This window comes from Streptomyces sp. NPDC002156 (genome assembly GCF_053593675.1).
Genome location: NZ_JBSFDA010000024.1, coordinates 53988 through 68449, shown reverse-complemented (window position 1 = coordinate 68449; position 14462 = coordinate 53988). Strand labels below are relative to the sequence as shown.

Sequence of the window (14462 nt, the reverse complement as noted above, 5' to 3'; positions counted from 1 at the left end):
TCACCGACACCCACGGCCACCTTCACCAGCCCTGGAGGCAGACCCTACGGGAGCCGCACGGACACCAACAACCGTACGCTCAGGGCAAGTTGTGTGACATATCACCGTCATAGCGACGATGTAGCGTCCCATTGACGGACAGTTGAGATTTGAACGTAACTGACTGTCAAGAACTTCACTTTGTCCGCGGAAGGTCCGTGGAACGTCTGAGGAGTGGCATGGACATCGGCGTTTTCATCCCCATCGGCAACAACGGCTGGCTGATCTCGAAGAGTTCACCCCAGTACATGCCGAGCTTCGAGCTGAACAAGGCGATCGTGCAGAAGGCGGAGGCCCACGACCTGGACTTCGCCCTGTCGATGATCAAGCTGAAGGGCTTCGGCGGCGAGACCGAGTTCTGGGACCACAACCTGGAGTCGTTCACGCTGATGGCGGGCCTGGCGGCGGTGACGGACCGCATCAAGCTCTACGCCTCGACCCCGATCCTGGCCCTGCCGCCCGCGATCGTCGCGCGCATGGCGGTCACGGTCGACTCGATCGCCCCCGGCCGCTTCGGCATCAACATCGTGACGGGCTGGGCCCCCGGCGAGTACGCGCAGATGGGCCTGTGGCCCGGCGACGACCACTTCGGCAACCGCTACGCGCGAGCCGTCGAGTACGTCACCGTCATGAAGGACCTGTGGCGCGACGGCGTCACCAACTTCAAGGGCGACTTCTACGAGATGGACGACTGCGTCCTCTCCCCGCGCCCGGCGAACGGCCACATCGACATCGTCGCGGCCGGCCAGAGCGGCACCGGCATGAAGTTCGCCGCGGAGCACGCGGAGTACAACTTCATCCTGGGCAGCGGCGTGAACACCCCGACGGCCCTGTCGGGCAGCACGGCGACGCTGGTGGAGGAGGCGGAACGAACGGGCAGGGACGTAGGAGCACTGTCGCTGTTCATGGTCATAGCGGCGGAGACGGACGCCGAGGCCCAGGCCAAGTGGCAGGACTACCACGACAACGCGGACCGCGCGGCGCTGGCGTACATGGCCGGCGAGACGGACGCGGACACGACGTCCACGGGCACCTCGACGGCCCGGACGATCGCCCTGCCCGAGGGCGCGGTCAACTTCAACATGGGCACGCTGGTCGGCTCGTACGAGAGCGTGGCGAGAATGCTCGACGAGGTGGCCGGGGTGTCGGGCACGAAGGGCATCATGCTGGTCTTCGACGACTTCCTGGAGGGCCTGGAGAACTTCGGCACGCGCATCCAGCCGCTGATGAAGTGCCGGGCGGGGAGGGGGAGTTCGGCATGAGCGCGACGGGTCCTCGGGAGGCGGGGCCTCAGGGGGCGGAGTCCCAGGAGGCGGACTACGAACGGGCGGGACTGGCAGGCCAGTTGACGCCGGGCACCTCCCCCGCCCTCCTCCTCGTGGACCCGGCCCGGGCGTACGTGGATCCGGCCTGCCCCCTCTACGCGGGGGCGGGCGCGGAGGACGCGGCGAAGGCGATGCGAGAGCTGCTGTCCGTGGCCCGCCGGGCCGGAATCCCAGTAATCATGACGCGAGTTGTGCTCCGCCCCGACGGCAGCGACGGAGGAGTCTTCTACCGCAAGGTGCCGAGCCTGCGGGCGTTCGTCGAGGGAAGCGAGTTCGGCGAGTTCATCGAGGGCCTGGCCCCTGCGGACACGGACCTGACGGTGACGAAGCAGTACCCGAGTGCCTTCTTCGGCACGGCCCTCTCCACGTACCTCACCTCCCACGGCATCGACACCCTCCTCATCGCGGGCCTGACGACCAGCGGCTGCGTACGGGCGACAGCGCTCGACGCCATGCAGCACGGTTTCGTTCCGGTGGTGGTCGAGGAGGCGGTGGGGGACCGGGATACGAGGGTGCACGAAGCAAACCTGTTCGACATCCGGCACAAGATCGGTGAGGTTTGGGGGATGGAGCGGGTGGAGGAGTACCTGGCCCGGAACGGGATCTAGCGCGGGACGGGATCTGGCGCGGGAGAGGACGGGTCGTGGGCGGGGTCGGGGTCGGGCGGCGGGGTTCGGTGTTCCTCACCTCGGGACAGCGGACCAGTACGACGGTGCTGCTCGCGGAGGCGGCGGCCGGGCGGGGGATGGAGGTGCGGTCGCTCGCTGATGCGGGTGCCCTGACGGCGTCGGCCGAAGCGGCGGTGCACTGGTACGGGGGCCCGCTCGCCGCCGACCGGATCGCCGACGCCCTCGCCCTCGGACTGCTGGAACCGCCGGACGACTGGCTGGCGGAGCTGCCGGAGGAGTTCACGGGACGGCGCGTGGAGCTGACGACGCTCGCGGAGGCGTGGCAGGCCCGACGCCCGGTGTTCGCGAAACCGCCGAGCGACAAGTCGTTCCCGGCGGCGGTGTACGCGGACGGCTCGCGGCTCCCCCGTACGGGCGAGGGAGTCGCCCCGGACACGGCGGTACTGCTGTCGGACGTGGTCACGTTCGCGGTCGAATACCGCCTGTTCGTGCTCGACGGTCGGGTGGCGGCCGGGAGCCGGTACGCGGTGTACGGCCGCCTCGACCCCGCGCCGCTCGACGGGGACGTACGAGAGCCGGAGGTACGCCGGTTCGCGGACCGACTCCTCGCCGAGGAGCGGCACTCCCTCCCGAGCGCGGTCACCGTCGACGTCGGCCTCGTCCAGGATCCCGACCGGGGCGGGCGTGAGCGGTGGGCGGTGGTGGAGGCCAACATGCCGTGGTTCTCGCACAGTTACGCGGCGCGGGTGGAGGGAGTGCTCGATGTCGTACTGCGGGCGGCGGGGCCGCGAGGGCGGGTCACTCCGGAGGACGAGAGGTTCCTGAGAGCGGCGCCACGGGTGTTCGGGTGAGGGACGAGGCGTTCATGAGGTCGTGTTGTCAACGCTCACGACGCGGCTCCCTTGGTCTCATTGGGCGTGGTGCAGCCAGCGCTGGAGGGTGTTGTTGACGTCTGCCGGCAGGGCGCTCAGCTGGTCGATGACGGCACGGTCTTCGGGCATCGGGGGGATGCCGGCGACGGTGAGTGCCGCGTGCAGGGCGAGGCGTTGGTGGTCGTGCGGGGTGAGGGGGTAGTCGAGGCGGTGGGCGGGGTTGGGCGGCGGCAGGAAGTAGTCGATGTCGTCGCAGGGCTGGGCGGCAGTCGGCCAGGCATCGTCACTGGGATGTGCGGCGTACGGGTCGACGACGGCACACGAACCGAGGCTCTCGTTGCTCCAGGGCATCAAGGTGGTCATCTCTGTCTCCTCACCGGCGAATTGCGGATCACAGGTCCAGAGCGCTGCAGGGGCCGCTTCGGTTGCGGTCGCGGCCGTACGTCACACCGACGGCGCCATCGACTGCTGATCACCTGGTGTGACCAGCGGACGGCTGCCTTTGAGGATCGTGCTGCCCGTTCAGCAGTACGGGTGACCTTGCGAGTCGGGTGCGGTGGCGCGGGGAGGCTATGCGGTGGCTCCCGCCAGGCCTGCGCCGCGCCCTCCGACTCACAGCCGAAGGTGTACACCCATGTCCCAGACCGCGCCCTCATCGTCAGCCGACAACTGCCCGCCACCGCGGAGCCCCGTCGACATCCGTCCGCAGAACACCGACTGCTCGGCCCTGCCGCCGCTGCGGTTCCATCACCCGACGAGGGTGGACATGGACCTGCACTATGCGAGTCCGAAGCAGCACTGCCGCGGCTGCGCCCGGGACAACGAAGGCACCGTGAAGGCATTTCCGCCGCCCGAACAGAAGTGCCTGCTGAGCGTGGGCGACGACACCTACGAACTGGAGGACGTGCACTGGCACACGCCGTCCGAGCACACCGTCGGTGGGGTGGCCTTCCCGCTGGAGCAGCACATGAAGTACAAGCGCGAGGTCGCGAAAGGGAAGTTCGCGTACACGGTCGTCGCCGTCTTCGTACACCCGGGGCAGGCCAACGACTCCCTGGACCAGCTGCTGTCCTCGGCCCGCCCGGCCGAACACTCCGAGGGCTCCTGGGAGGTACCCGACGTGCAGCTAGACACCCTGTTGCCGACCTGCACCGAGTCCTACCGCTACCTCGGATCCACCACCGTCTGCCCCTACACCCCGGGCGTGCGCTGGAACGTCCTGACCCACCCCGTGCAGGCGTCCGCCGCCGCCCTGGAGCACTACCGCGAGGTCTTCCCCAAGGGCAACGCCCTGGACACGCAGCCGCTCGGTGACCGGCGGATCGTCAGTGACCGCCATCGGTGGTGGTAGTGGCGGCGGGCAAGGAGGGCAGGGACTTGAGCCAGTCCGTCAGCAGGGCGTTGGTCTCCGCCGGGCGTTCCTGCTGGACCCAGTGGCCGCAGCCTTCGAGGATATGGGAGCCCGTGAGGGCGGGGAGGGTGACCGGGTAGGCCTTGATCGCGTCGGCCAGCCAGGTCGTGGAGGCGTCCAGGGAGCCGCCGATGAACAGTGACGGCTGGGTGACGGGGGCGCCGGTGTGGCCGCCGTTCGTCAGGTCCTCCCAGTCGCGGTCCATGTTGCGGTAGCGGGCGAGCGCGCCCGTCATACCCGTGCGCTCGAACTCCTCGGCGTAGACGTCGAGTTCGTGGTCGGTGAGCCAGGACGGGCGGCGGTCGCGGGGAAAGCGCTCACGCAAGGTTCCGTCTCCTTCACTTCCTCCGTTTCCGCCGCGCGTCACGAAGTGCGGGTCCGGGGCGCCGGGTTCGGGCATGGTGTCGGCGGAGAGGGCGGCGTAGAAGCCCGCCAGCCAGCCTCGTACGTCGGGCTCGATCTCGGCCTCGGCGCGGCCGGGTTCCTGGAAGTAGGAGACGTAGAACTCCTCGTCCTCGCCGCCGATGTGCGCGAAGACCTCGCTGGGGCGGGGGCCGCCGGGCGGGGTGTACGGCACGCTCAGCAGGGCGACCGCGCGGAACACGTCCGGGCGGACCAGGGCGGAGGTCGCGGCGATCGTCGCGCCCCAGTCGTGGCCGACCAACACGGCGGAACGCTCCCCGAGGGCGTGCACGACAGCGACGTTGTCCTCGACCAGGTCGAGCATCCGGTACGCGCTCGTCGCCTCGGGGCGCGAGGAACGGCCGTAGCCGCGTACGTCGATGGCGACGGCACGGTATCCGGCGGCGGCCAGCGCCGGGAGCTGGTGCCGCCAGGAGTACCAGGACTCCGGGAACCCGTGCAGCAACAGGACCAGGGGTCCGCTGCCCTGTTCGACCAGGTGGATCCGGCCGGCGGGGGAGGGGACGAGGCGGTGGGTGAGGGGGTGCGGGTGGGGCGGCACGGGGCCTCCGTACGTCGTGACGTCGTCGGTGGGCGGATGTTGGCGGTCACGGGCAATCGTGCGGTGGGAGTCCGGCGTACGCGAGGTCTGTTGCCGGTTCGGCAAACCGGCTCGGGCGTGCTCCCAGGGCCTTTCACTCCTCAGGGTGAACATCACCAACTTGGCCGCTGCCAGGCCGTGTTGAACTCCTACGCTCACAGCGGGACTTGCTTCTGCATGTGCCAGAGGCAATGCCCGTCGTAAGACTCGTACCACCTCACACTCACAAGGACCCTCATGGTCAGCGCGCCCCACGAGGCGATGCACCGCATCTTCCAGCACGATCCACGCCTCTTCAGCCGCCTCTCCGATGCGCTCGGCTTCTCACTCCCCACCCCGGTGGAAGTCACTGTCATGCCCACCGACCTCACCGAGACCAACCCCGTCGAACGCCGCGTGGACACCCTCTTACGTCTGAAGAGCGCGGATGGCAGCTCCTACCTCCTAGCCATCGAGTCCCAGCGCACGAAGAACCCGGCCAAGCCCGCGAGCTGGGCGTACTACACGTCGTATCTGTGGACCACGTACAAGCTGCCCACGGCGCTCATGGTCGTGTGTCAAGACCACGCCGTCGCCAGATGGGCCCAGCAGCCGGTGACCAGCGGGCCGCCCGAACTGCCCACGCTCACCCTCACGCCGCTCGTGGTGGGCCCGCACAACACCCCCGTGATCACCGATCCTGCGGAGGCCGGCGCGGACCTGGCGCTGGCCACGCTGTCCGCCATCACGCACGCGACCGATCCGGACATCTTTGCCATACTGAAAGCACTGTCCACAGCTCTGCAGGGCGAGCCCGAGGACATCGCCGACCCGATCATCGAATTCACCGCACAAGGCCTGGGCGACCGCTCGGCAAGGCAGTACTGGAGGAAACTGGTGGCCGTGGACCTCTCCTTCTACAAGTCCTACATCGCGGAAGAGATCCGCGACGAAGGCCGAGCGCAAGGCCGCGACGAAGGCCGTGACGAAGGCATCGCCCAAGGTCAGGCCAGCGCCATACTGCTCGTCCTGGAGCAGCGCGGCATCCGCGTGCCCGACGAGGCCCGCGAGCGGATCACCAGCTGCGGCGACCTCGGCCTCCTGCGCACCTGGCTCACCCGTTCCCTCACCGTCGCGTCCGCAGCGGAGCTCTTCGAAGCCGAGTAGCACCCGGCGTCAGGCGCTCGCTCAGCCGGTCACCTGCATGGCCAGCAATGCGACGAGTGCGGCGATCACGACAGCCGCCGCCGTGAGGCCCGCCAGCCGGACGACCCGTTGCCTCGCGGGCCGCCGGACGACCTTGAGTCCGCCGCCGGCCTCCGGGGGCTCGGGGAAGACGAAGTACACCCATTCCGGGTCCCCTTCGACTGTGACACGGGCGACCGGCAGATAGCGGAGGGTCGCCTCGCGGAGTACCTCCCCTTTCGCGAGGGCCAGTCGGGATTCGACCTCGGTGCGGAGGGTTTCCGGCAGGTCGGCCGGGAGCTCGGCGGCGGGACTGGTCAGGATCTCCTGACGCCAGCCTGCCCGCCGGGCCTGCCACCGCAAGTGGGTCGGGGCCTGGATCCGTTTGGAGTCCGGCGTCACGCGGAGGTCGATCACCACCCTGGTGTAGAACGTGAAGTACCCGGAGCCGGCGCACGGCTTGTGCTCGACGCGTTTACTGCCCTTGCACTCGACACAGGCGCGGTGCCCCGTTCCGTCGCAGTCAGGGCATTTCTTCGTCTGAGTACCGCGGCAGTCGGGGCAAGCCATGTCGTCCGCGCCACAGAGCTCGCACCAGTGGATTCGTACTTTGTTCTGCGCCTTCGCCGGCGGCTTCCGACTGCCCCTTTTACCCGCGCCGCCGCACGACCAACACGCGTTGGCGCCACCGCCGCAGGTCTTGCACTTCACCCTCTTCTGGCAGTCCTGCTTGCCGCTGGCCTTGCACGCGCCGCAGTCCAGTGCGCCTGCGTCGCAGTCCGGGCACGGCTCCCCGCGGATGGAGCCCGCGAGCACCATTTTCATCTCATACGGCGGGTCGAAGCCGGAGGGCACGGGGACCTCAAGGGTGTCGAGGTCGGTGTAGGTCGGGAGCCTGGAGATCTCCTTCGCTTTCCTTCTCGGCTCCTTCCTGTCCTCAGGCTTGCCCGGCACCACCAACCTGCGTTTGACAGAGAATTCGAGCAGTGGATGAGGGATCACATGCGCCGCGCCGGGAACGAGCAGATACTCAGAACGACCCCGCTCGGAGCGGTAACGCTCGACGGCCCGGAGCATGTCTTCGTCCGACGGCCCGGAAGGTACGGGCGCTTCAGAAGGTACCGACGCTTCGGCTGGTTCGGACTGATCAGACGGTTCCGTGGCCAACCCTGCCCCCTGGTCCACTCATCGATCCAGGAGAGCAGAGTATGAGCCACCTGACACCTCATCAAGAGGGCGTACAGGGCGTACATGGACACCTATTGACGCCCGCGAGGCTCCCGTACGACCGCCACCCCGCCCGCCGGCACCCGTACCGAACCACCCACCACCCGTTCCCCGCTGAGCAGTTCGGTCGCCCCCTTCGCCACCTCGACCTCGGCCCCGTCCCCCGCATGGTCGATCAGGAAGAGGAAGTCGGCATCCGGTCCCCGCCGTACCACCGCCTCCACGCCCACCGGAGTCACCCGCCCCGCCGCGACCCCCGCCTCCGCACACATACGCCCGAGCAGCGCGCCCAGCGTCGACGCGTCCGGCCGGGTCGCCACGTACCAACCCACGCCCGCGCCCACCGAGTTGCGCGTCACCGCCGGGACACCGGCCAGCGGACCGTCCTCGTACGACAGCACCGCCTCCACTCCCACCCCCTCCAGCCGCAACCGCTCCGACCACAGCGACCCTGTCCGGCCCTCCCCCAGCCCCACCGACTCACCCGGCAGCAACGGGAACAGCTCGTCCGCGCGCACCCCCAGCACCTCTCGGAACGCTCCCGGGTAACCACCCAGCCGTACATGGCAGTTGGCGTCCACAGCCCCGCTGTGGAACCCGACGGCCAGCGTGCCGCCGCCCTCCGCGAAGCCGGTGAGGTTGGCCGCGCCGGACTCGTCCACCAGGTACAGGCTGGGCGCGAGCACCAGCCGGTATCCCTCCAACTCGTCCCCCGGGCGTACGAAGTCCACCGCCACGCCCGCCCGCCACAGCGGCTCGTACCAGTCCCGTACGAGGTCCTGGAAGCGGAGTTCGCCGTTCGGCTGGGAGGGGAGTTCCAGGGCCCAACGGGTGTCCCAGTCCCAGACGATGGCCACCGACGCCGTGCCCGTACTGCCGCGTACCTCGGCCAACGCCCGGAGATCCGCGCCCAGTTGGACCACGTCACGCCAGATCTGGCTGTCCGTGCCGGCGTGCGGAAGCATCGCCGAGTGCCACTGTTCCGCGCCCGCCTTCGCGGCCCGCCACTGGAAGTACGCGATGCCGTCGGCGCCGTGGGCGACATGGGCGAGGGCGTTGCGGCGCAACTCCCCCGCCGTCTTGGCCCTGTTGACCGGCTGCCAGTTCACCGCGCCCGTGGAGTGCTCCATCAGCAGCCAGGGGCCGCCTGCCAGCGAGCGCATCAAGTCGCCGCTCAGGGCTATGTCGATCTCCGACTCGGGGTCCGTCGAGCGAAGGTAGTGGTCGTTCGAGACGACATCCAGCTCCGGCGCCCAGCGCCAGTAGTCCAGCGCGTCGAAGTTGTACATCACCATGAAGTTGGTGGTCGCCGGAGTCTCCGGCGCCGCCGCACTCAGCACGTCCCGCTCCGCCTTGTACAGCGACAGCAGTTCGTCGCTGCAGAAGCGGCGCCAGTCCAGCTGGTGCGTCGGGTTCGGGACCGCGCCCGTCGCTCGGGGCGGGATGACCTCGGCCCAGTCGTAGTACCACTGGCTCCAGAAGGTCGTCCCCCAGGCCTCGTTGAGCGAGTCCAGGTCCTGGTACCTGTCCCGCAGCCAGCGGCGGAACGACTCCGCGCTCTCGTCGCAGTAGCAGGCGGGGTTGTGGCAGCCGTACTCGTTGTGGACGTGCCACATCGCGACCGCCGGGTGGTCCGCGTAGCGCTTCGCCAGCGCGTCCGCGATCCGCAGGGCGGCTTCCCGGTAGGCGGGGCTCGAAGGGCAGAACGTCTGACGGCTGCCGTACGACAGTCGGCGGCCGTCCTTGTCGACCGGCAGCGCCTCCGGGTGGGCCTTGAAGAACCAGGCCGGAGGAGCCGCCGTCGGAGTCGCCAGGTCGGCCGCGATGCCGTTCTCGTGCAACAGGTCCAGGAGTCGGTCCATCCGGCCGAAGTCGTAGACGCCCTCGGCCGGTTCGAGCAGCGCCCAGGAGAAGATGCCGACGCTCACCATGGTGACCCCGGCCTCGCGCATCAGGCGCATGTCCTCGGCCCAGACCTCCTCGGGCCACTGCTCGGGGTTGTAGTCACCCCCGTACGCGATACCGGGGAGGGCTAGTTCGCGCTTCATCGGTCAACTCCGGTCAGAAGGCGGCGCGTTGTCTCCACGCCCCACTCGTCCAGGGACAACAGGCGGTCGCTCGACGCCATCAGGCCGCCGGTCGCCTCGACGTGCGCCGCCCAGCGCTCCCGGGTCTCCACGGCCGGGCGGGCCATCAGACAGTCGGGGTCGTTGACCCAGAGCCGGCCGTGCTGCCACTGGCGTCCTACGCCGGTGAACTCGGCGGCGTCCTGGCCGGGTTGGGAGTAGTCGCCGGCCTCGGGACGGCGGTGCGGGGCGGTGTCCGCGCTGACCCGCATCGCGTCGAACAGGCCGAGGGAGGGGAGGATCGGGGCGCCGCAGCCGAGGAGGTAGGCGTCCGGGCCTATCGCCTCCCGGATCAGGGCAACTCCCGCGCGGTACGCGGCCAGCGCTCCCTCTTCGCCGCCGTCCTCACCACCGTGCCGTACGCCCTCCAGCGCGCCCGCGTACAGGAAGTCGACCTTGAAGTAGTCGTAGCCCTCGGCGCGCAGGGTCGTGAACACCTCGGTCAGATACGCCGCCGCGGCCGGGTGGGTCGTGTCCAGGACGTACAGGTCGTGCCCCCAGTTGCGGCCCGCGTGCAGCGGCGCGCCCTGCACGTCTCTCACCAGCCACTCCGGGTGTTCCGCGGTCAGTTCGCTGCTCGGGTCGACCAGGAAGGGGGCCGTCCAGATGCCCGCCCGGCGGCCGCCTGCGCGGATGCGGTCGGCTATGCCGGCCCGGGAGCGGAAGCGGCCCGACAGGGTGAGCCAGTCGCCGAGGGCCTTCTGGTAGCCGTCGTCTATCTGGACGACGTCGATGGGCAGGTCGAGGACGTCCATCGCGCGCAGGTTCTCGTGGATGTCGTCCTCGGTGACCTCGGTGAAGTACTCGTACCAGGAGCACCAGACCGTCGGCGCCGGGCGGGGCGCCGGGAGCCCGCGTCCCTCGGCCCAACTCGCCAGTGCCGCCTGGATGTCACCCTCGTACTCCGCGTACTCCACCGGGCCGTTCGCGCTCACCTCCGCCCGGCCGCCCTCCCTGAACTCCAGGCGTATGGAGGGGACTTGGCGGGTCGGGTCCGGGGCCGCCCACAGGCGTACGGGGGATCCGTCGCCCGGGTCCAGGGCGAGCAGGCCCTCGCCCTGGAAGACGCCTTCGGGGACGGGGTGTCCGGGGCGGTAGCAGACCGTCGCCCAGTTGTCGTTCGTCGGGCGGTACGGCTTGTCGCCCGGGGCGTAGGCGCCGCTGGGGCTCCAGGACTGCCAGCCCTCCTCGTGGACGCGGGCGCGACGGACGTCCACGGGCACGGAGGCAACGGGCGTGAAGGGGAGGGACACGTGTCGTTCTCTTTCGACTAGCCGGGCGAACAGCCCATTCAACTGAGCAGCCCATCAACTGGCGGGCGTCAGCCCTTGTTGGCGCCCAAGGTAAGACCACTGACGAACTGCCGCTGCAGCGCGAAGTAAACGATCAGTGTCGGGATCGCGGTCAACAACGCACCCGCGGCGACCAGGTTGGGGTCGGTGAAGTACTGCCCGGAGAGGTTGTTGAGGGCCGAGGTGATCGGCATGTTCTCGCCGGTCGAGATGAGCACGATGGCCCAGAAGAAGTCGTTGTAGATCCAGATGGAGAGGAGCGTGGCCAGCGCCGCCATCGCGGGGCGGCACAGCGGCAGCACGATCTGCCAGTACATCCGCCACACCGACGCGCCGTCGACCAGCGCGGCCTCGGTCAGCTCGTGCGGGAGCATCCGCATGTAGTTGGCCAGCACGAACGCGCAGAAGCCCGACTGGAACGCGATGTGGATGAGGACGAGGCCCAGCGCGGAGTCGTACAGCTTGCCGGAGTCGGTGATGCCCGGCAGGTCCACCAACAGGTAGAGGCGGTACAGCGGGGTGATGATGACCTGCTGCGGAAGCAGGTTGCCCGCCGTGAAGACCAGGAGAAGGAACAGGTTGACGCGGAAGTCGAAGCGGCTGACGTAGAAGGCGACCATCGACGACAGGAACAGCGTCAGCAGCACCGCCGGTACGGCGATGATCAGCGTGTTGACGAAGTAGTGCGTCATGTCCGACTGCGTGAACGCGTTCGTGAAGTTCGAGAAACTCAGCTTGTCGGGCCAGGAGACATAGCCCTTGTCGCTGGTCTCGGAGTACGGGCGCAGGGCCGCGTACATCGCCCACAGCAGCGGCGCGAGCCAGGCCAGCGACATGACGACGAGGAACACGTGCAGCAGCACGCGGCCGGGGCGGACCGGGGCGCGCCCCTTCACGGCCAGGGTGGGGGCGCTCATGCTCGCCGCTCCTTCCGGAAGGTGCTGACCAGGTACGGAATGATCACGACGAGCGAGATCAGCAGCAGCACGACGGCGATCGCGGACCCGTAACCGATACGGCTGGACTCGCCGATGATGTTGTTCGTGACCAGGATCGACAGCAACTCGGTGCCCTCGGCACCGCCGTTGAAGACGTACACGAGGTCGAACGCGCGCAGCGACTCGATGATCGTGACGACCAGGACGATCGTGTTGGTGGGGCGCAGGGTCGGGAAGATGACGTTCTTGAACGTCTGCCACTCGTTGGCGCCGTCGAGTGAGGACGCCTCGCGCAGCGACGGGTCGACGCCCTTCAGACCGGCCAGGTACAGGATCATCATGTAGCCGGTGTGCCGCCAGGCGGCGGCGACGAGGATGGCCCAGAGGTTGAGGTCCGGATCGCCGATCCAGTCGATGTAGTGGCCGGGCTTGTTGGCGCCGATCAGGCTGTTGATCAGGCCCGTGTCCGGGTTGTAGACCAGCTGCCAGACGAAGCCGATGACGGCCATCGACACCACGACCGGCAGGAAGAACGCCGTCTGGTAGATCCGGCTGAAGCGGATGTTCTTGTCCAGCTGCACGGCCAGGAACAGGCCGAGCGGGGTCGGGATCAGGATCAGTACGACGAACCAGATCACGTTGTGCTGGACGGCCGGCCAGAACTGCGGGTTGCTGTCGAACAGTTCGCGGAAGTTCTGCAGCCCGACCCACTTGATGGAGCCGAAGCCGATGCCGTCCCAGGTGGTGAAGGCCAGCGCGACCGAGGCGAGGGCCGTCACCCACACGAGGGCGATGTGCAGGAACGTCGGCACCCCGGCCATGAAGCCGAGGGCGACCCTGTCCTTGCGTGTGAGGAGCCGCTTGTGCCCCTGGGGCGGCTTGAGTCGCTGCGGGGACGAGGGGGTGACGGTATCGCCCGGGGGCGGCGCGTCGGCCGCCCCCGGGATCACGGGATTCGAATCGAAGGTGCTCATGAGGAGGCGAAGATCGTCTTCTTCTGGCGCTCGATGGACGAGAGCAGGCTGTCGATGCCCTTGGGATCGCGGATGAACTTCTGCAGCGCGGGCTGCATCACCGTGGAGGTGAAGTCCGGCCGGCTGTCGCGGTCCATGAACTGGGTGAGGCTCTTCGCGCCGGAGATCATCGCGTACGCCTTCTTCTGGAGGGCGCTGTACGAGGAGGTGTCGGCGGTGGTGGAGGCGGCGACGACGTTCGGGTCGGACTTGAGGTAGATCTGCTCGGCCTCCGGAGTGCCCAGGTACTCCAGCAGCTGGACCGAACCGGCCTTGTTCTTCGGGGACTTGCTGAGCATGAAGCCGTCGGTGGGCGCCTCCACCGTGTCCTGCCCGAAGGAGGGGTCGATCTCCGGGAAGGCGAAGAAGTCGAGGTCGTCACGGTCGGTCGCGTTCGTGAACTGCTGGCCCACGAAGGTGCCCAGCAGATACATGCCGGCCTTCTTCGAGACGAGCGTCTGGGCCGCGTCCTGCCAGGTTCGGCCCGTCGAGCCCTCCTGGTGGTAGGGGAGAATTTCGGCCCAGTTGTCGAACGTGGCGCGAACCTTCGCGTCGGTCCAGGATGCCTTTCCGGCCATCAGCTCGGTGTGGAAGTCGTATCCGTTCGTACGGAAGTTGATCTGGTCGAAGGTGCCGAGCGCGGGCCAGGCGTCCTTGTCGCCGAAGGCGATCGGGACCAGGCCGTCCGCCTTCATCTGCTTGCACAGCGCGATGAACTGCACCCAGGTGGTGGGCACTTCGTAGCCGTGCTCCTTGAAGACGCTCTTCCGGTAGAACATCGCCCAGGGGTACGTGTACAGCGGCACGAAGTAGTACTTGCCGTCCGCGCCCTTGCTGAGCTGCTTCATCGCGTCGGGGAAGTTGCTCCCGATCTTCTGCCACACGTCGTCGATCGGGCTGGCCAGGCCCTTGCCCGCGAAGAACTGCATGCGGTAGCCGGCGAACCAGGTGAACACGTCGTCCGGGGTGCCCTGGAGGTAGGAGTTGATCTGCTCCTGGAACGTGTTGTGGTCCTTCGTGTTCACGTCGACCTTGATGCCGGTCTTCTTCGTGAACGCCGCGTAGATCTCGGCGAAGGCCTTCTTCGGCACGGCGTCCGACGAGTTCGAGCCGAGGGTGACGGTCTTCGTGTCGGAACCCGAGTCGCTGTCGCCGCCACAGGCGCTCAGCAGCGGAACGGCGGCGCCGAGCGCGGCCGCGCCGCCGATCCCGCGCAGCAGGGTGCGGCGGCTGGGACCGGGGACGGACAGACCGGAGGGGGTGTGGTGCATGACGGCTCCTGAGGACAGACCCCCCTAAACGGGGAGCAAGGTCACGACTACGCTGGGTCCATGCTGATCTAAATCGACCAGAAATCAACTTGACCAAACATCGTGGCGGTAATAAGAGCTCCATGTCCTGTCATGCGTCAAGAGCTGAAGGC

Annotated in this window: 13 protein-coding genes; 5 read left to right on the top strand and 8 right to left on the bottom strand. The window is 68.4% G+C overall.

All coding sequences use genetic code 11. The features are described from left to right. Positions 1 to 218 precede the first annotated feature (218 nt). The 3 genes from rutA to ACWCRB_RS13445 all read left to right on the top strand — a co-directional run bounded on the left by rutA (position 219) and on the right by ACWCRB_RS13445 (position 2844). Positions 219 to 1301 (top strand): pyrimidine utilization protein A, encoded by a 1083-nt coding sequence (rutA, locus tag ACWCRB_RS13455; protein WP_450996162.1) that lies wholly within the window; start codon positions 219 to 221, stop codon positions 1299 to 1301. Continuing rightward, positions 1298 to 1972, top strand: a complete 675-nt coding sequence (locus ACWCRB_RS13450) for an isochorismatase family protein (RefSeq protein ID WP_450996161.1) — start codon at positions 1298 to 1300, stop codon at positions 1970 to 1972. Before rutA ends, ACWCRB_RS13450 begins: the two co-directional genes overlap by 4 nt. A gap of 68 nt (positions 1973 to 2040) precedes the next feature. After that, complete coding sequence (locus ACWCRB_RS13445; protein WP_450996175.1) at positions 2041 to 2844, top strand: ATP-grasp domain-containing protein; 804 nt, start codon at positions 2041 to 2043, stop codon at positions 2842 to 2844. 57 nt (positions 2845 to 2901) lie between these two features. On the opposite strand, the gene ACWCRB_RS13440 is transcribed toward ACWCRB_RS13445, so the two are convergent. Further along, complete coding sequence (locus ACWCRB_RS13440; RefSeq protein ID WP_450996160.1) at positions 2902 to 3228, bottom strand: hypothetical protein; 327 nt, start codon at positions 3226 to 3228, stop codon at positions 2902 to 2904. 271 nt (positions 3229 to 3499) lie between these two features. Between ACWCRB_RS13440 and ACWCRB_RS13435 the strand changes: the two genes are divergently transcribed. After that, a complete protein-coding gene (locus tag ACWCRB_RS13435; RefSeq protein ID WP_450996159.1) occupies positions 3500 to 4216 on the top strand; it encodes a carbonic anhydrase family protein in 717 nt (238 codons plus the stop codon). Here the strand turns inward: ACWCRB_RS13435 and ACWCRB_RS13430 are convergent. After that, positions 4191 to 5240: an alpha/beta fold hydrolase gene (locus tag ACWCRB_RS13430; RefSeq protein WP_450996158.1), complete on the bottom strand. Its 1050-nt coding sequence runs from the start codon at positions 5238 to 5240 to the stop codon at positions 4191 to 4193. The two genes, ACWCRB_RS13435 and ACWCRB_RS13430, sit on opposite strands and share 26 nt — an antisense overlap. Before the next feature lie 276 nt (positions 5241 to 5516). On the opposite strand from ACWCRB_RS13430, the gene ACWCRB_RS13425 reads away from it, so the two are divergent. Continuing rightward, positions 5517 to 6425: a hypothetical protein gene (locus tag ACWCRB_RS13425; RefSeq protein ID WP_450996157.1), complete on the top strand. Its 909-nt coding sequence runs from the start codon at positions 5517 to 5519 to the stop codon at positions 6423 to 6425. Positions 6426 to 6446: 21 nt separating this feature from the next. Here ACWCRB_RS13425 and ACWCRB_RS13420 read toward each other — a convergent pair whose 3' ends face one another. The 6 genes from ACWCRB_RS13420 to ACWCRB_RS13395 form a co-directional block, all read right to left on the bottom strand. Then, the gene (locus ACWCRB_RS13420) at positions 6447 to 7520 is read right to left on the bottom strand and encodes a hypothetical protein (RefSeq protein ID WP_450996156.1); all 1074 of its coding nucleotides are present in this window, start codon (positions 7518 to 7520) and stop codon (positions 6447 to 6449) included. Between the two features lie 182 nt (positions 7521 to 7702). Beyond that, positions 7703 to 9718, bottom strand: a complete 2016-nt coding sequence (locus tag ACWCRB_RS13415) for a beta-galactosidase (RefSeq protein ID WP_450996155.1) — start codon at positions 9716 to 9718, stop codon at positions 7703 to 7705. Next, positions 9715 to 11049 carry a glycoside hydrolase family 36 protein gene (locus tag ACWCRB_RS13410; protein ID WP_450996154.1) on the bottom strand — a complete coding sequence of 445 codons (1335 nt, stop codon included), beginning with the start codon at positions 11047 to 11049 and terminating at the stop codon, positions 9715 to 9717. The genes ACWCRB_RS13415 and ACWCRB_RS13410 overlap by 4 nt, the downstream gene beginning before the upstream one ends. 68 nt (positions 11050 to 11117) lie before the next feature. Then, a complete protein-coding gene (locus ACWCRB_RS13405; protein ID WP_450996153.1) occupies positions 11118 to 12005 on the bottom strand; it encodes a carbohydrate ABC transporter permease in 888 nt (295 codons plus the stop codon). After that, on the bottom strand, positions 12002 to 13000 hold the full coding sequence (locus ACWCRB_RS13400) for a carbohydrate ABC transporter permease (RefSeq protein WP_450996152.1): 999 nt from the start codon (positions 12998 to 13000) through the stop codon (positions 12002 to 12004). Before ACWCRB_RS13400 ends, ACWCRB_RS13405 begins: the two co-directional genes overlap by 4 nt. After that, complete coding sequence (locus tag ACWCRB_RS13395) at positions 12997 to 14310, bottom strand: ABC transporter substrate-binding protein (RefSeq protein WP_450996151.1); 1314 nt, start codon at positions 14308 to 14310, stop codon at positions 12997 to 12999. The genes ACWCRB_RS13400 and ACWCRB_RS13395 overlap by 4 nt, the downstream gene beginning before the upstream one ends. Positions 14311 to 14462 lie beyond the last annotated feature (152 nt).